The organism is Lactobacillus sp. WILCCON 0058 (assembly GCF_057198005.1).
Genome location: NZ_JBUBHM010000001.1, coordinates 378,729 through 396,131, shown reverse-complemented (window position 1 = coordinate 396,131; position 17,403 = coordinate 378,729). Strand labels below are relative to the sequence as shown.

Below are 17,403 nucleotides of genomic sequence, written 5' to 3'. Positions count from 1 at the left end.
TAAAGTATACGAGCTTTTCGTCCAAAGTCAAGACCGGGCCAGCAAAACATTGCCCCCCGCCCGGCTGAACCCGTAATAATTGATCTTATCCAAATTCATTCTATTTTTTCTTTCGTGAAAACTAAGCTGCCGGGAAAGACATGAACTGGTGGGGCAACATGGTCAAAGCGGCAAAGACCAGGTTCAAGACCAAAGCCAGAGTCAAGGCCCAAGTCTCTTCTTTTTTCAGCAGATAGTTGATCGCCAATAAAGACAGAGCAGCTCCAGCCGCCAGTCCCTCTCCCTGCCAAAAGAGGAGCAGGGCTGACGCCAGCAAGCAGCTATTTAAAATAGCTAATACCCGCTTCCCCGGCCGCCAGAGGAAGTAGGCGCTAAGCCCCTCTAAAAGGCAGAGGACGGCAAAAATCCCCGCCTTGACTGGCTGGCTGGCCAAATAAGCCGCTAAGCCGCTGCTGGCAGCCAAAAAGGCCCCGGCCAAGGCGGAGATGGTGGTTAAAATCGACAATAAGTATCTGTAGATTGGCAAAAATTCACCTTTTCTAAAAGCAACTCTCAAGTTAATTGCCTTTATTCTAGCAAAAATTCCTTAACATTTATATCTTGAAAACGATTCGTTTTATTTTTTCAATAAAAAACTCCCCAGGCCAAGCCCGGAGAGTTAAATTTATTGATCTGGACTACTTGTCCAGCTTAATGTTCTTTTCGTCGTCGACGATCTTTTCCGGCCGCATGGTTGGGAAGAGCAGGACGTCGCGGATTGAAGCCGCGTTGGTCAAAAGCATGACCAGACGGTCGATCCCGATGCCCAGACCACCCGTAGGCGGCATACCATATTCCATGGCCCGCAGGTAGTCTTCGTCGATGATGTCGGCTTCGTCGTTGCCGGCGTCACGTTCAGCCATTTGGGCTTCGAACCGTTCCCGCTGGTCAAGCGGGTCGTTCAGTTCTGAGAAGGCGTTGCCGTATTCATTGCCCATGATGAAGATTTCGAAACGGTCAGTGAAGCGTGGGTCATCCGCGTTCTTCTTGGCCAGCGGTGAAACTTCAACCGGGTGACCGTAAACGAAGGTTGGGTCAACGATTGACTTTTCACCAAATTCTTCGAAGAAGGCGTTGATGATGTGACCAACTTGCCAGTAAGGTTCAACTTCAACATGGTGTTCAGCGGCAACCTTCCGGGCTTCTTCCAGAGTCATTGGCTGCCAGAAGTCAACGCCAGTTAATTCCTTGATCAGGTCAACCATGTGCACCCGACGGAATGGCTTGCCCAAGTCCAAGTCAGTGCCTTGGTAGTTGATCTTGCCATCTTCTGAAACAACCTTGGCAGCTGCCCGGATGATGCCTTCAGCTTCATCCATGACATCGTGGAAGTCGTAGTAAGCAGCGTAAGTTTCCAGTTCAGTAAATTCAGGGTTGTGCTTCAGGTCCATCCCTTCATTTCTGAAGACCCGGCCGATTTCGTAAACCCGTTCCATGTCACCGACGATCAAACGCTTCAGTGGCAATTCCAAAGCGATCCGCATGTAAAGGTTGATGTCCAGGGCGTTGTGGTGGGTAATGAACGGACGAGCTTCAGCCCCGCCTGGGATGTTGTGCAGAACCGGAGTTTCAACTTCCAGGAAGTCCTGCCCGTTCAAGTAGTCACGGATAGCCTGGATGATCTTGGTCCGGTTAACGAAACGCTGGTAGCTTTCGTGATTGGTGATCAAGTCCAGGTAACGCTGGCGGTAAATGGATTCAACGTCCTTAAGGCCGTGGTACTTGTCAGGAAGTGGCCGCAGAGCCTTGGACAGGAAGGTCACGTGCTGGGCCCGGACAGACAGTTCGCCTGAATCAGTCTTGAAGACTTCGCCTTCAACGCCCAGGAAGTCGCCGAGGTCGGCCTTCTTGAAGATCTGGTAGTTTTCTTCACCGACCATGTCCTTGCGGACGTAGATCTGGATCTTGCCGCTACGGTCATAGAGGTCCGCAAAGCCGACCTTGCCCTTGCCCCGCTTGGCCAGCATCCGGCCGGCGATCTTGGTCTTAGGCATATCTGCGTTCAGTTCGTCCTTGTCAAGGCCCAAGTACTTTTCGTCCAGGTCGCGGGCCAGGGCTTCCCGGTCATATTTGCGGCCGAAGGGTTCAATCCCCATCTCCTTAAGTTCTTCAAGCTTTTGCCGACGAACAAGCAATTGGTCGTTAATTTCGTTCTTTGCCAACGTGTTTTTCCTCCATTTACATAGATTGGGTATCAGCAGCGCGGTCACGCTTCTGCCGCGCGCGTTTTTCGTAAGTTTCGACGAATTCGTCAAGCAGGTCATAAACCTCCTGACGCGTCCAGACTTCATTTATTTTAGCACGAGTCCGGGCTGAACGGGGAATTCCCTTCAAATAATATGCTGCCTGCTGGCGAAATTCCGGCACGGCCCGTTTTTCCCCATGCAGCTGAACCAGGCCGTCGAGCTGATGCTTGGCGGTCTCCACCTTTTCCCGGACGGTCTGCTTTGGCAGTTCTTCGCCCGTTGCCAGGTAGTGGGTCATTTCCTTTAAGATCCAAGGATTGCCCAGAGCGGCCCGACCAACCATGACGGCCGTGCAGCCGATCTCGTCCAGGGCCTTCTTGGCCAGCTGCGGAGTCGTAATGTCCCCGTTGGCCACGAAAGGAATGTCCATGACCTGGGCTACTTCATGCAGGGTTTCCCAGTCAGCTTCGCCTTGATACATCTGCTTTCTGGTCCGGCCGTGCATGGCCAGCATGGAAGCACCGGCTTCCTGGGCAGCCAGGGCGTTTTCGACGGCAAAAATGTGCTTGCGGTCCCAGCCGATCCGCATCTTGACGGAAACTGGCTTTTCCACGTTTTGAACAACCTTGTGGACCATCTGGTAGATCTTGTTTGAGTCCAAAAGCCACTTGGAACCCGCGTCAGTCTTGGTCACCTTTGGTACCGGGCAGCCCATGTTGATGTCGATGATGTCGGCATCGGTGTGCTGGTCGATGTACTGGGCCGCCTGCAAAAGGCTGTCTTCCGTCCCCCCGAAGATCTGGATGCTCATCGGGTGCTCGCCCGGGTCGACGTCCAGCATGCTCAAGGTTTTCTTGTTGCCATAAATGATCCCATGGTCGGAAATCATTTCGCAGACAACCATGCCGGCGCCGAATTCCTTGCAGACTTTTCTAAAAGCCATGTTGGAAACGCCGGCCATCGGCGCTACCATTACCCGGTTGGGGATTTCGATTTCGCGTATCTTCCAAGTAGTGTCCATTGCCACCTTTTTCCTTTCAATAACTACAACTTTATATCATAACAAGAATAGGCGTGAAGGACAAATCAAAAGCCCGCGAAAAGAGCATCCCCCGTTAAAAGAGAATGCTCTTCTTATCTTTACCAGTATTTTTCCAGGGGTCGGTCGTCTTGCCCCTCTTTACTCTGGCGGGCATGTTCAGCCGCGATCGTCACTAAGACCTCGGCCAGTTTGTCCATCTGCTCAACCGTCACGTATTCGTAGCGGCCATGGTAGTTGCCGCCGCCATTGAAGAGGTTGGGCGTCGGGATTCCCTTTTTGGTGATGAAATTCCCGTCGGTTCCCCCTCTGAAGGTCTGCACATTTGGCGTAAGGCCCGCTTTTTCATAGCTGTCTAAGGCCAGGTTGACCACATAAGGCCGGTCCTTAACCCCGTTGTAGATGTTCTCGTACTGCCGGCGCAGGTCCAGCTTGAAGCGGTCTGACCCGTATTTTTCCCCTAAGGAAGCGACGAGCTTTTTGACCAGGTCTTCTTTCGCCAAAAATTCATCCCAGTCAAAGTCGCGGATAATCAAGCCGACGTGAGCTGAATCGACGCTGCTCTGGGCATCCGTGACCATGATGAAGCCCTCGTGGCCCCGTGACTTTTCCGGCACCTGGTCTTTGGGCAAAGCCGCCAAAAATTCCGTCATGATCGTCGTGGCGTTGACCATCAGCCCGTAGGCTTCACCCGGGTGGACCACGGTCCCCTTGATCGTCAAATCAGCGGCTGAGGCATTGAAGGTCTCATATTCAAAGTCGCCTGGCCGACCATTGTCCAAAGTATAGGCAAATTCCACTCCTGGAAAATCAGCCGGGTCAAAGCGCTGGCCGCCCAAGCCGATTTCTTCATCCGGGCCAAAAGCCACATAGATGTCGCCATGTTCAACTTCCGGGTGCTCATGGAGGTACTTGAGAGCTGCCAGCAGGCTGGCCACTCCGGCCTTGTCGTCAGTGCCCAGGATGGTTTTCCCGTCGCTGGTGATCAAGGTCTGCCCCTTTAAGTTCAGCAGGTCCGGAAATTCTTCCGGGTCCAGGAAAATCCCGTTTGCCTCATCCAAGGCCAGCTTTTGCCCCTGGTAGTCCCGGTGGACTTGAGGGCGGATAGGGAAGCGGTCATCGTATTCAACCGTGTCGACATGGGCGAAAAAGCCAATTGGGGCAACGCCCTCTGTATTAGCCGCCAAGCGGCCGATTGCAAAGGCAGTTTTTTCATTGTAATAAGACTCCAGGCCATAGTCTTTGACCTGGTCAGCCAGTTCCTTCATCATCTTGACCTGATTAGGCGTGGTCGGGACCTGGTCTTTATTGGCGTATTTGGACTGGGTGTCTTCTTTAGCGTAGTGGATGAAATTTTTTTCTAAAAAATCAAGATCGGAAAAAACCATGCCTGCCTCCTATTTCTTGATGTAAACAAGCTTGAAATCGTAAGGGATGCCCAGCGGGTTGTAGGACACGTTCTTGACGTAGCTTTGCACCAGCTGCGGATGAGCCGTCTGAATCAGCGGGATAGTCCCTTGTTCATTCATCAACAGCTTTTCAGCTGCCACCAGCCGCTTCCAGCGCTGAACCGGCTTGTTGCCGTAGACGTTTTCGGCTTCATTGAGCAGCTGGTCATACTTGCTGCTGGCAAAACCGCTGGTGTTGTAGCTGGAGTCCTTTTCAAAAACGTCTAGGAAGTTGATCGGGTCACCTAAGATAGCCTGCCAGTTCTTGATGGTCAATTGGTAGTTGCCGGCGCTTTGCCGGGCGATCAAGGTCGTGTACGGCAGGGTCGTTACGGTGATCTTCACGCCTGGCAGTTCGCCCAGCTTGCTTTGCAGGAATTCGCCCACCTGCTTGGCAGAATCAGTGTCGCTGACCGTCAAGTTGAGGTTAAGGGACTTGATCCCCAATTCCTTGTAGCCCTTGGCCAGGTACTTCTTGGCTTCCTTCAAGTTGTAGCTGACTGCTTCCTTGACATAGGCTTCCTTGTAAAAAGCTTCCCCGGTCGTTGGGTTGTTCCCCATACCGGATGGGACGAAGCCCTTTGCCGCAACTGACCCATCGCTCAAGACCTTAGCCAGGCTGGTCCGGTCAATGGCCAAGGACAGGGCCCGGCGGATGTTGAAGTTATTAAAAGCCTTGACCTTCTTGCGGTTTAATTCCAGACGCTGGATAGCGGAAGCCGGCCGGTCGTAGAAGGTGGACTTGCCCTTGTTGGCCTTGACTTGTTCACCAGTCAGGTAAGTTTCGTCCAGCTTGCCAGCCTGGTAGAGGTTGTAGGCAGTTGAAGAAGTTTCGCTGATGGTTTCGTTGACCTTGTCCAGCTTCACATTCTTCTTGTCCCAGTAGTTTTGGTTCTTAACCAGGGTAAACTGCTTGTTGGACCCGGTCCACTTGGTCAGCTTGAAAGGACCGGAAGAAATGGTGTATTTAGCGGCCGTGCCGTACTTGCTGCCGGCTTTTTCAATAAACTGCTGGTTTTCCGGGAAGAAAAGCGGAAAGGCCAGCAAAAGCTTAAAGTAAGAGACCGGCCGGACCAGCTTGATCTGCAGCTTGTTTTTGCTCAAGGCCTTGACGCCCAGGCTGGTCACAGACTTCTTGCCGGCATTGATGGCTTCGGCATTTACGATTTGGTAGAGGTAAAAAGCCATGGAAGACTTGGTCTTCGGGTTCAAGGTTCTTCTGAAAGAGTAGACAAAGTCATTGGCCGTGATTGCCTGTCCATTGGACCACTTGGCGTTTCTGAGGACAAAAGTATAGGTCTTGCCCCCGTCAGTAACCTTGGCACTCTTGGCCAGGGCCAGCTGGGCTTTTGTTTTTTTGTCCAAGCGGTAGAGCCCTTCCTGGGTGTTCAAAAGAGCCTGGAAGGAAGTGGAGTCAGTCGTCAGTGACGGGTCCTGGGTTGAGATCTGGGCACTTTCGGTCCAGTTGAGGACTTGCTTGGTTTGGGACTGGGAGCTCTTTTGCTGGCCGCAGGCGGCTAAAACGAGGGCTGAGGCGGTCAAAAGACCGGCAGCGTTAATTTTCTTCAAGGTCATGATTTCCTCCGTTTTTACTAAGAACAACAACTGTTAACATCACAGCTTAGCTCAGCTTAAAAAGAAAAACGCCCCTGAGATCAACTCTCAGGGACGCTAATAGCGTGTTACCACCCATCGTTCAAAGCAAAAAATGCTTCCTCAGCAGATGCTCTGCCAGAAAAAAAGACGCCTCTTGGCCCAGAGGCCAAGGGACGTCTTCGCGCGTTACCACCCTTTATTCAGCCCCGCCTCACGGCCAGGGCCCTTAAAGTCTTCCAGTCAGAAGATCTGAACGCGCTAACGGGCGTTAAGCGGGTCCGGCTTATCAGCGACTCGCCGGGACCATGCCAACACAAGACCATCTTCGCCAGCTTTCGCCCCCTGTTTCTCAGCACCAACAGTTCTCTGTAGAGGCTTCCCCTGACTACTCATCTTCTTAAGCTTTACTTAATTTAACTATAATTAGAGCATAAAGTAATTTTTACTTTTCGTCAAGGGACAAAAACTTATTTTTGCAGCTTTTTGTCCAAAATGGCTTGCAGTTCTGCTTCAGTGAAATTGTACTTGTCCCCGCAGAAGTTGCAGACCAGTTCAGCCCCATGGTCTTCTTCGATCATTTCCTTGAGCTGGCTGCCCTTCAAGGTTTCCAGCATGCCGGCATACTTTTCCTTGGAGCAGTCGCAGTGGTAGGAGACCTCGTCTTTTTCCAAGATCTTGCAGTCATCGCCCAGGATCTTCTTGGACAAGTCTTCTGGCGTCATCCCGTCCAAAAAGGCGGATGAAAGCTGCGGCAAGGCCTTGATCCGGTCTTCCGTTTCCTTCAGCAGTTCTTCGCTGGCCCCTGGCAGTGCCTGGAGCAAAAAGCCGCCCGCGGCCCCAATAGTGTCGTTCGGGTTGACGAAAACTGACAGGCCGACAGCTGACGGGATCTGTTCTGACTTAGCCAGGTAGTAGGTCAAGTCTTCAGCAATTTCCCCAGATACGATCGGCACTTCGCCAGTGTAAGGCTGCTTCAAGCCCAGGTCCTTGGTTACCTGCAGCCAGCCCTTGCCGACAGCCTTCTTAACGTCGATATGGCCGTCTTCTCTGGCCGGCAAGGCCACGTGGTTGTTTTGGACATAGCCCTTAACAGTCAAATCTGACTTGGCCGTAACCACGGTTGCCCCAACCGGGCCATCGCCCAACAGGCGCAAAGTCAGTTCCTGGTCACCTTTTAATTCTGCCCCAGCCAAAAGCAGCGTACCCAAGAGGCTCCGGCCCAAAACAGCTGAAGAAGCTGACCAGGTGTCGTGCCGCTTTTGCGCTTCAGCGACCAGGTCCTTGCCGTTAATGGTCAAAAGACGCAGGTCCTTGCTGGCATTGATTGCTTTGATTAAGTAGTCGTTCATGATTTTCCTCCATAAAAATAGAGCCGTTGCCGGCTCTATTTCTTCTATTCATCCTTGTCTGAATCGTCTGTTTGTTCAGTCTTCTGACTAGGAACGTCATTCTTGTCCTTTTCAGGATCCTTTGACAGGTCGCTTTCGCTTGGCGTCGGCAGAGCATCAGCAGAGTCTTCCTGACTTGCTGAATCATCTGGCTCGGCGAGCTTGGCGGCGTCGGTTTCCGGCTTGACCGCGTCTTCGCTTGGCGTTGCCAGAGCTTGCTTTTCAGCAATGTCTTCTTCCGCCTTCTCCTCAGCCTTTTCTTCTGCCCGCTTCTGAGCAGCTTCCTTGGCTTCTTCATAGCTCAAGGCCTTGGCTTCAGATGGGAATTCTTCGCTGGACTTTTCAGGCATCTTCCCAGTCTTGTAGAGTGAGTAGATCTGCTTTTCATCCAGAGTTTCGTACTTCAGCAGGGCTTCAGCGATGATCCGGTGCTTTTCCCGGTTGTTTTCAACAATTTCAACCGCTTTGGCGTGGGCTTCGTCCAAAATCTTCTTGACTGCTTCGTCGATCTTGGCGGCGGTTGCTTCACTGTAAGGCTTGAAGCCGTAAGGAATGCCTTCGCCTTCCTTTTCCAGTTCAACCATGCCCAGTTCATCGGTCATCCCGTAGTTGACCACCATGCTGTGGGCGATTGCCGTAGCTTGTTCAAAGTCATTTGAGGCCCCAGTTGACTGGTCGCCAACCACGACTTCTTCACCGGCCCGGCCACCCATCAAACCAACGATTTGCTCAAAGAGCTGCTTCTTGGTCAAGATGAATTGGTCGTCCTTAGGCAGCATGATGTTGTAACCGCCTGCCCGGCCACGAGGCACGATGGTAACCTTGCGGACCGTACGGGAATCGCTCAAGACTAGACCACAGATTGAGTGACCGGCTTCGTGGAAGGCCACGCGTTCGCGTTCCTTCTTGGAAATCATCCGGTCCTTCTTGGCAGGACCAGCAATTACCCGGTCTTCAGCTTCATCGATGTCGGCCGCGGTAATCTTGGTCCCGTTGCGGCGGGCGGCTACCAGGGCAGCTTCGTTAAGGACGTTTTCAAGGTCAGCCCCGACAAAACCAGGAGTCTGGCGGGCAACTTCCTTCAAGTCAACATCGTCAGCCAGCGGCTTGTTCTTGGCGTGAACGCGCAGGATGGCTTCACGGCCCTTGACGTCCGGACGGCCAACCAGGACCTTTCGGTCAAAACGGCCTGGCCGGGTCAAAGCCGGGTCGAGGACGTCAGACCGGTTGGTAGCGGCCATGACGATAACGCCTTCGTCACCTTCAAAACCGTCCATTTCAACCAGCAGCTGGTTCAAGGTCTGTTCACGTTCATCGTTGCCGCCGCCTTGGCCATTGCCACGCTGGCGGCCGATGGCATCGATTTCGTCGATGAAGATGATGCTTGGCGCGTTCTTCTTGGCGTTGGTGAACAAGTCACGGACACGGCTGGCCCCGACCCCAACGAACATTTCAACGAAGTCTGAACCAGAGATGGAGAAGAAAGGCACGCCCGCTTCACCGGCTACGGCCTTGGCCAGCAAGGTCTTACCAGTACCCGGAGGCCCCTCAAGCAGGACACCGGACGGGATTCTTGCCCCCAACTTGGTGTATCTTGCCGGATTCTTCAAGAATTCAACAACTTCCACCAGTTCCTGCTTTTCTTCTTCTTCACCAGCTACGTCGTCAAAGCGGACCTTGTTCTTCTTAGGGTCCTGCGGCTTGACGTTGGAGCGGCCGAAGTTCATGATGCCACCGCCTTGGCCGCGGCTGCCGCCTTGGTTCATCATCATGACCATCAAGACAATGAAGAGGACGGTTGGCACCAGCATGATGATCGTTGAGATCCAGTTGCTGGACTGTGATTCACCCTGGGTGCTCATCTTGACGTTCTCAGACTGGGCCAGGTCCTGGACCTTCTTGACGCTGGAGTCGTTTTCCAGCATTGTGGTTGAGAAGCCAGTCACCTTGGAGGAGCTGCTGCCGCCAAAAATATCTGAGCTTGAGGATGACTTAGTTTGACTTGACTTGTAGCTACCGGTTACGGAGTAGACCCCGTTGGACGGCTGCACGTTAAAGTCCTTGATTTCGCCATTGCGCAGCTTCTTCACGAATTCCGTGTAGCTGATGGTTTCAGTTGCTCCGGAATTGCTGCTGCCGCCAAGGGCCCAATTGATTCCCCAGAGGAGAAGCAAAAATACGACTATGTAGAATAGACCATTGCTAAATAGTCGATTCCGATTATTTTTCATAAATGACCTCCGTCAGATCGAAGAATTACTCCCCAAATTTTAACATAAAAGCCGGCAACTATCGAAACTTTTACCTGTCTTTCTTGCATGTTTTCACTTGCTGCAAATACAGCGGCCTTTTTTCTTCTTTGACTGGCTGCTGGTAGCAGCCCTCAACATAAACCGCTTCTTGTCCAGCAAAGAGGCTAAGGCAGTTGCCCCGCAAGGCCAGCGGAATCCCCGCCGCCGCGAAAAGCTTCTTGCTCTTGGCATGGCGGCCGTCTTTTAAAAGCAGGCGCTGGCCAGTCGGCAGACTGCCGGCAAATAATTTCCCGGGAAATGATATTTCCGCCAAGGGACTTTCTGCCTTTTTTTCCTCGCTTAGCAAGTAGCAGCGGCCTCTGAAAAAGAAAGGCTGGCCGACTTCAACTTGCATTAGGGGACTGGGAGCTGGCTGCTCGGCCGGGTAAAGCCAGTAATGCCCCTGGTAAAAGCAGAGGTGGAGCCCCCCTTTTTCCTGGCCTTGCCCTTTCGCCAGTAAAACCCGGTCCAGCTGGACTCTTTTATTGTACTTTTTTTGGATAAAATTCTCCAGGTAGAACTTGAAGAGCTCGGTTTCCGCCTGCCCGGCTGCCTGGGGGATCCGCCAGCCGCCAAAGAGAAATTCCGGCTCAGGCAATTTGCCGGCTGCCTGGGCAAAACAGTCTTCTTCCGCCGTCATTTCCCGGCTGAAGCGCCAGGCATTTTCCAAAAGATCCGGGCTCTCCTTTTTCAAAAGCGGGACTACTTCTTGGCGCAGGCGGTTGCGGACCGTAATGCCCTCAAAGTTGGTCCCGTCTTCGACATATTCCAGTCCTCTTTCCTTGACATAAGCCAACAGATCAGCCTTGCTGGCAGCCAGAAGCGGCCGGGCCAGCTTGACCTTCCCCCGCTGGCTGACGGGTTTGAGGCTGTTCATTTCCCGGGGAATACCTGACCGGACCAGCTTGAGCAGGATATTTTCCAGCAAGTCATCGCCGTGGTGGGCTGTCAGCAGGTAGTCAGCCTTAACCTGCCGGGCCACTTCAAACAAGAAGTCGTAGCGGTAGTCCCGGGCTGCTGCTTCCAGGCCGTTTTCTGGATGAAGGGACTTGGGCCAGACGCTTTCATACAGAGGGAGCCGGTACTTATGACAGTAAGCCCTTAACACCTGGCTTTCTTTTTGGCTGTCTGGCCTGATCTGGTGGTCAAGATGGGCCGCGTAGAGCTTAAAATTTCCCGGCAAGCGCCGCATCAAATCAAGCAGCGCCATTGAGTCCGGACCGCCGCTGGCCGCGACCAGGAAATTTCCTTCCAAAGGCAGGCCTTCTTCGGCGAAAAAGGCTGCCAGTCTTTTTTCAATGTCCATGAGCCATCACTCCCTCTTCTTGGCAAAAAGGAAAGATTCCAGATTAAAAACTACAGATACAAGCAAAAAACGGCCCCTAGGGCCGTTCTTATTTCAAGGCAGCTTCCAGCTGCTTTATTTCTGCTCGCGCCTCTTGGTCAACCTGGTTGAGGACCCGGTCAAAATCTCGGGCCTGCAACTGGCTGAACTGGTTGGCCGGATCGATCAGTTCCGGATCGTTGACCCGGCGGATGGACAAGTCCAGCCGGCCCTTGCGCAGGTTCTGGACCACCACTCTGACCTGGTCGCCCACCTGCCAGCGCTGACGCTCTCTTGGCCAGTCGCTGCCAAAGTCATTGCGGTGAACCAAGCCGCTCTTATGCTTGGGCAGGGTCACGAAGATGCCCAGATCTGTCACATTGTTGATTACACCGTCAAGGCGCTGGCCAACTTTGTAGTTCATCAGTTATCGCCCTTTTCCTTGATGTTGTAGACCCGCTCGCCATCTTTAGTGTACTTGTATTTGTAGCGGATCACCTTGGCCACGTAGTCGCTGTCTTTCATGTCGTCGCGCTCGTTGGTCAGCTTTTCCTTGTTCTTCTTGATCTTGGTCAAAGTTGCCTGGTTCTGGCTGACCTGCTTCTGGATCTTGGCCGTCCGGGCCTTGGTCATGGCCAGCTGGAAGCCCAGCACTGCAAAGACCAGCAGGATCAAAGCCACGATCCGGTTGCGCCGGACCCGGTGCACTTCTCTGAACTTGATTTGCCGCTTCTTCAGGCGGCGGACATCCTGGTCCGGCCGCAGCGGCGTTACGTTTTGCTGATTTCCTCTGTTGTTCCCCATCACTGTCTACCCTTATCCTAAAATCATATAATAGATTTAGTATATCAGCTTTGGTGGAAAAAGTCATTAGTCGACTAATTCGTACAAGTCCCCGGCTTCCGCCTTTTTGGTCGTTTCCCGCAAGTCCAGGACCCGGGCCTTGATCACCCTGGTCCCGTAAGCTACGGCGATCACGTCGCCGACAACCACGTTGTAGCTGGACTTGACAGTCTTGCCGTTCACGCTTACCCGGCCCTGGTCAGCCATTTCCTTTGCCACCGTTCTCCGCTTGACCAGGCGGGAAATTTTCAAAAATTTGTCGATTCTCATATTTGTCTCCTGTCTGTTAATACTTAGCTTTTTACTCTTAAAAAATTACCGCTGGATGATCTCTGCCGCGTCCTTGGCAAAAGTGCCCAGTTCCGCGAACATGGCCCGCCGGGTCAGCTTGTCTGGCAAAAGCAGGGTAACCACCAGGCGCTTTTGGGCCCCAAGAGCGATCCGGGCCTTCCAGGACACGTGTTCCAGGGCCTTGAAGATGTTTGGCCCTTCCATTTCCCGGCTGCCGGAATCGCTGAAAATGACCCGGATCTGGTCCTTTTCCTTGACCAGGGTCAAAATCTGAGCCAAGTCGCAGCTGGCCTTCAAGCTGGCCACATTGAGCAGGTTCTCAACAGCTGCCGGATAGTCGCCAAAGCGGTCCAGGAGCTCGTCTTCGATGTCTTCCCGGTCCTGCAGGCTGCCGATGCCCTTGATCTTCTTGTAAAATTCGATCTTCTGCTCTTGATCGGCGATGTAGTCTTCTGGAATATATGCTTCCAGACCCAGGTCGATCTCGGCATTGCTCTTTTTGACCGGCTTCTTTCCCTGCCGCTCCTTGATGGCGTCAGCCAGCATCTGGGAGTAGAGGTCGTAGCCGACGCTGTCGATGAAGCCGTGCTGCTGGGCCCCCAGCATGTTGCCGGCCCCGCGGATGGACAAGTCCCGCATGGCGATCTTGAAGCCCGCCCCCAGCTCGGTAAAGTCCCGGATGGCGTCCAGTCGCTTTTCCCCCACTTCCGTCAGAACCTTGTTTGGCTGATAGAGGAAGTAGGCGTAAGCCAGGCGGGCTGACCGGCCGATCCGGCCCCGCAATTGGTAGAGCTGGCTTAGGCCGTAGTGGTCGGCATCTTCAATGATCATGGTGTTGACGTTAGGCATGTCAATCCCGGTTTCAATGATGGTCGTGGTGACCAAAATGTCGAATTCCCGGTCCAAAAAGCGGGTCAAAATATCTTCCAATTGGTTTTCGCTCATCTGCCCGTGGGCATAGGCAATCCGGGCCTGGGGCATAAGCTGCTCCAAGCGGGCCACTGTTTCCTCGATGTCGCCAACCCGGTTGTGCAGGTAAAAGACCTGCCCGCCCCGCTGCATTTCCCTTTGGCAGGCCTCCTTGACCGTACCCGGCAACTGCTCCAGGACGTAAGTCTGGATCGGATACCGGTTCTGGGGCGGCGTTTCCATGACTGACAGGTCTCTGATCCCGATCATGGACATGTGCAAAGTCCGCGGAATCGGAGTGGCTGTCAGAGTCAAAACGTCGATATTGGTCTTCAGCTGCTTGAGCTTTTCCTTGTGGGCTACCCCAAAGCGCTGTTCTTCATCGATGATGAGCAGACCCAGGTCCTTGAACTGGACGTCCTTGGACAAAATCCGGTGGGTGCCGACTACCAAGTCAATGCTGCCGTCTTTCAAGCCAGCCACGATCTTCTTGCTTTCGGCCTGGCCTTGGAAACGGGAGAGGCTGGCAATTTCCACCGGAAAGACCTTAAAGCGGTCTTTAATGGTCTGGTAGTGCTGCTGGGCCAGGATGGTCGTCGGCACCAGGAAGGCGACCTGCTTGCCGTCGCAGATGGCTTTAAAAGCAGCCCGCATGGCCACTTCTGTTTTCCCGAAGCCGACATCCCCGACCAAAAGCCGGTCCATCGGCTTGGCCTTTTCCATATCAGCCTTGATTTCCGCAGTGGCCCGCAATTGGTCAGGGGTTGGCTCGTAAGGAAAGGCAGCTTCAAAGGCAGCCTGGTCTGATCCATCCGGGGAAAAGGCAAAGCCCTTTTCCGCTTCTCTTTTTGAGTACAGGTCGATCAAGTCGTCAGCGATGTCCTCGACTCTGGCGGCAACCCGCTTCTTGGTCTTGGCCCACTCGCTGCCGCCCAGCTTGTTGACGTGGGGCTGCTTGCCTTCTGAAGCCACGTACTTTTGCACCAAGCTGAGCTGGTCAGCTGGAACAAAGAGCTGGTCACCTTTTTGGTAAGTGATGGTGATGTAGTCCCGCTTTTTCCCATCGGTCTCCAGGGTCTGGATGCCTTCAAAGCGGCCGATACCATGGTTGACGTGGACCACATAGTCGCCAGGCTTGAGTTCTGTATAGCTGCGCAGACGCTGGGCGTTTTCCAAGGTCTTGATCCGCTTCTTCGGCCGCTTGCTTTGGTTAAAAAGCTCCTTTTCAGTTAGATAGACCAGGTCGCTGTCGGGCAGGACAAAGCCGCTGGCATAGCCACTGATAACCAGCTGGGCCCGGCCTTCTTTTAAGCCGTCTGCTTCCGCCAAAGGCAGGTAGATGTCATAGTCATGGCAGCTCCGGCTGAATTCCTCAGCCTGCCGGCGGCTGGACAATTGCAAGACCACGGTCTGACCCTTTTTGGCATAAGAGTCCAGCTCCGTTTTCAAAAGCTCCATCTGGCTGAAAAACTGCTGCGCTTCCCGGCTGTCCCAGGCCAAATGCTGGCCAAAACGCAGCCGGCCCATGGAGTGGGCCATCAAGCTGACATAGAGACGGTGGTGGCCATCTGCCTTTAGCACCGCCTCAAAGTCAAGGCGCAGCTTCTGCCGGCTGGTCATCATCTTGCTGGCGATCTGGCTGGCCAGGTAGTCATCGTTGATAGCGCCCATATTCTTGACGCTTTCAGCAATCAGCTGCCAGTCGTTGAACAAAAGCAGGCCTTTAGCCGGCAGGTAGTCCAGCAGACTGAAAGATTTAGGCAAAAGGTAGTCCAGGTAGCGGTCATAGTCATCCGGCAATTGCCCGTCAGCTAAGGCCTCCTGGGCCATTTCCAGGCTGGCAGCCGCTTCTTTTGGCAGGTCGCTTGCCAAATCCCGGCCCGCCCGGTCCAAGTCTTCGGCCGTAAAGACGTGGTCACTGGCTGCCGGCACGGTTACTTCCGGCAATTCCTCCAGGCTGCGCTGGCTGGTCAAGTCAAAGGTCTTGATCGTGTCGATTTCGTCGCCGAAAAATTCCAGGCGCAGGGGGCTTTCCCGGTCCAAAGGATAAAGGTCGACGATGTCCCCCCGCATGGCAAACTCGCCCGGCTTAACGACCAGGTTTTCCCGGTGGTAGCCAGCCTGGTTCAGCCACTGGGCCAGGTCGGGCAAGGCAATTTCATCCCCAACGGCAAAATGCTTCTGCCCCTTTTTAAACAGGGCCGGGTCGCTTAAAGGATACTGCAGGCCCTGCGGGGTCGCGATCACGACGCCAGGCCGGCCGCTTAAGAGCAGGTTCAAGCACTGAACCCGGCTGCTTAACTCATCCGGTGAACTGACCGCCGTCTGCGTGGCCAGGTTACCGTCCAGGGCAAAAAGCTCCAGGTCATCATCGGCCAAAAGCCGGCTCAAATCGTTATAGCGCTCCTGGGCCTTGTATTCATTCTCTTCGATCAAGAGCAGGGGCTGGCCCACCTGGGCTAAGTACGCCTGGATGAGGACAGCAAAAGCGCCCCGTTCGACTCCTGTGAGCAGGGAGTTCTTGATCCGGGACGTTTTCGCGATAAAAGCAGTCACTGCTTGATCTTTTTTCAAAAAATCAATTACTTGCATGTTCGTGTGCTTGTCTTTAGTTGTAACGGTTCATTAAGTATTGGGCGTCTTTGCCGGCGATAAAGTCGTCAATGATCTGGTCGACCTTGGCAAAACTGGCCTCTAGTTCTTTTTGCTGGTCGGGGTTAAAGGGGGTCAGGACCCAGGAAACCACGCTCTGCTTGTCTGGGTGGCGGATCCCGATCTTAAGGCGGTTAAACTTCTCAGTCCCCAGGCAGGCAATAATGCTCTTGATCCCATTGTGGCCGCCCGACTTGCCGCCGGCACGAATCCGCAGCTTGGCGATTGGCATGTCCATGTCGTCGTGAATGACCAGAATATCGCTAGGATCAATCTTGAAGAACTTGGCAGCCGCGCCTACGGCCCTGCCGGATTCATTCATATAAGTCTGCGGTTCCATGAAGATCACGTCCTCGCCTGCCACTTTCTCCTTGGCGTAGAGGGCCGTGAACTTGTCGCGGTCCAGGCGCAGGCCCTTTTCTTCTAAGTAGTGGTCCAGGGCCATGAAGCCGGTATTGTGCTTGGTTTTTTCATATTTAAGGCCGGGATTGCCCAAAGCAACGATTAATTTCATCAAAAGTCTCCTCACTTGCTGTATCTTAATAATTTTAGCACAACTGGCAAAGATCTTACGCTTTCCCGCCTTTTAACCTGTCTTTAATTTCTATTTTCTGCATGCTATAATGTGAAAGTATGAGACAAGAAAACATTTACATGTAAAGCTACATAACGGAGGTTCTCCTATGTTAATCAAATCACTGGTCATCAAGAAAGACTACCTGACGACTGTCAACGAACACGCCACCCTGGAAGAAGCCTTGAAGGTACTGGAAAGCTCCGGCTACCGCTGCGTGCCAATCCTGGATGACAGCGGCAAGATCTTCCGCGGCAACATCTACAAGATGCACATTTACCGCCACAAGTCCCAAGGCGGGGACATGAGCCTGCCGGTAACCTACCTCTTGAAGAACGCCACCAAGACCATCAAGATCAACGCGCCATTCTTCCAAGTCTTCTTTACCATCAAGGACTTGCCTTACATTGCCGTTTTGGACACTGACAACACCTTCTACGGCATCTTGACTCACGCCCGCCTCTTGGACATGCTGTCTTCAGCCTGGAACGTCAAGACCGGGGCCTACGTCCTGACTGTCTTGTCAACCAACGACAGCGGCAACTTGACCAAGATGACCAAGATCATCTCCAAGTACGTCAACCTGGCCGGGGCCATGACTCTGGACGCGCCAGCCAGCGAATTTGATGGCAAGTACGTCCGCCGGACCCTCTTCACCCTGCCGCAAGGGACCACGGAAACTGAACTGAAGGCCATCTGCAAGAAGCTCAAGGCCAAGGGATTCCCTGTCGTTGCCGTTGAAGACCTGGCTGCCGGCATGAACATCATGAGCGAAGAAAAGCCAGGCGTCTTCTTGAACGAAGAATAAGCAAAAACATATTAA

The 17,403-nt window shown here is 53.4% G+C and carries 14 protein-coding genes; 1 reads left to right on the top strand and 13 read right to left on the bottom strand.

Features of this window, described 5'->3' with window-relative positions; all coding sequences use genetic code 11:
* Positions 1-121: 121 nt before the first annotated feature.
* From ACYVUU_RS01895 to pth, 13 genes are all read right to left on the bottom strand, one after another.
* The gene (locus ACYVUU_RS01895) at positions 122-526 is read right to left on the bottom strand and encodes a hypothetical protein (RefSeq protein ID WP_484499796.1); all 405 of its coding nucleotides are present in this window, start codon (positions 524-526) and stop codon (positions 122-124) included.
* Positions 527-677: 151 nt separating this feature from the next.
* Positions 678-2,201: a lysine--tRNA ligase gene (gene lysS, locus ACYVUU_RS01890; protein ID WP_484499267.1), complete on the bottom strand. Its 1,524-nt coding sequence runs from the start codon at positions 2,199-2,201 to the stop codon at positions 678-680.
* 16 nt (positions 2,202-2,217) lie between these two features.
* Positions 2,218-3,246, bottom strand: coding sequence for a tRNA dihydrouridine synthase DusB (gene dusB, locus ACYVUU_RS01885; protein WP_439774771.1), 1,029 nt, complete (start codon positions 3,244-3,246; stop codon positions 2,218-2,220).
* A 119-nt stretch (positions 3,247-3,365) separates the two neighbouring features.
* Positions 3,366-4,652 carry a peptidase T gene (gene pepT, locus ACYVUU_RS01880; RefSeq protein WP_484499795.1) on the bottom strand — a complete coding sequence of 429 codons (1,287 nt, stop codon included), beginning with the start codon at positions 4,650-4,652 and terminating at the stop codon, positions 3,366-3,368.
* 9 nt (positions 4,653-4,661) lie between these two features.
* The gene (locus ACYVUU_RS01875) at positions 4,662-6,287 is read right to left on the bottom strand and encodes a peptide ABC transporter substrate-binding protein (RefSeq protein WP_484499794.1); all 1,626 of its coding nucleotides are present in this window, start codon (positions 6,285-6,287) and stop codon (positions 4,662-4,664) included.
* A gap of 488 nt (positions 6,288-6,775) precedes the next feature.
* A complete protein-coding gene (gene hslO / locus ACYVUU_RS01870) occupies positions 6,776-7,657 on the bottom strand; it encodes an Hsp33 family molecular chaperone HslO (protein ID WP_439775890.1) in 882 nt (293 codons plus the stop codon).
* Positions 7,658-7,701: 44 nt separating this feature from the next.
* A complete protein-coding gene (gene ftsH, locus ACYVUU_RS01865) occupies positions 7,702-9,927 on the bottom strand; it encodes an ATP-dependent zinc metalloprotease FtsH (protein ID WP_484499793.1) in 2,226 nt (741 codons plus the stop codon).
* Positions 9,928-9,997: 70 nt separating this feature from the next.
* Positions 9,998-11,293 carry a tRNA lysidine(34) synthetase TilS gene (tilS, locus tag ACYVUU_RS01860; RefSeq protein ID WP_484499792.1) on the bottom strand — a complete coding sequence of 432 codons (1,296 nt, stop codon included), beginning with the start codon at positions 11,291-11,293 and terminating at the stop codon, positions 9,998-10,000.
* An 88-nt stretch (positions 11,294-11,381) separates the two neighbouring features.
* Positions 11,382-11,735: a S1 RNA-binding domain-containing protein gene (locus ACYVUU_RS01855; protein ID WP_484499791.1), complete on the bottom strand. Its 354-nt coding sequence runs from the start codon at positions 11,733-11,735 to the stop codon at positions 11,382-11,384.
* Positions 11,735-12,115 carry an FtsB family cell division protein gene (locus ACYVUU_RS01850; protein ID WP_439775886.1) on the bottom strand — a complete coding sequence of 127 codons (381 nt, stop codon included), beginning with the start codon at positions 12,113-12,115 and terminating at the stop codon, positions 11,735-11,737. The genes ACYVUU_RS01855 and ACYVUU_RS01850 overlap by 1 nt, the downstream gene beginning before the upstream one ends.
* Before the next feature lie 66 nt (positions 12,116-12,181).
* Positions 12,182-12,424: an RNA-binding S4 domain-containing protein gene (locus ACYVUU_RS01845; RefSeq protein WP_002878680.1), complete on the bottom strand. Its 243-nt coding sequence runs from the start codon at positions 12,422-12,424 to the stop codon at positions 12,182-12,184.
* Positions 12,425-12,469: 45 nt separating this feature from the next.
* On the bottom strand, positions 12,470-15,946 hold the full coding sequence (mfd, locus tag ACYVUU_RS01840; protein ID WP_484499790.1) for a transcription-repair coupling factor: 3,477 nt from the start codon (positions 15,944-15,946) through the stop codon (positions 12,470-12,472).
* Positions 15,947-15,962: 16 nt separating this feature from the next.
* A complete protein-coding gene (pth, locus tag ACYVUU_RS01835) occupies positions 15,963-16,520 on the bottom strand; it encodes an aminoacyl-tRNA hydrolase (protein WP_439775884.1) in 558 nt (185 codons plus the stop codon).
* 169 nt (positions 16,521-16,689) lie between these two features.
* Between pth and cbpA the strand changes: the two genes are divergently transcribed.
* On the top strand, positions 16,690-17,388 hold the full coding sequence (gene cbpA, locus ACYVUU_RS01830; protein WP_439775883.1) for a cyclic di-AMP binding protein CbpA: 699 nt from the start codon (positions 16,690-16,692) through the stop codon (positions 17,386-17,388).
* The last annotated feature ends 15 nt before the right edge of the window (positions 17,389-17,403 follow it).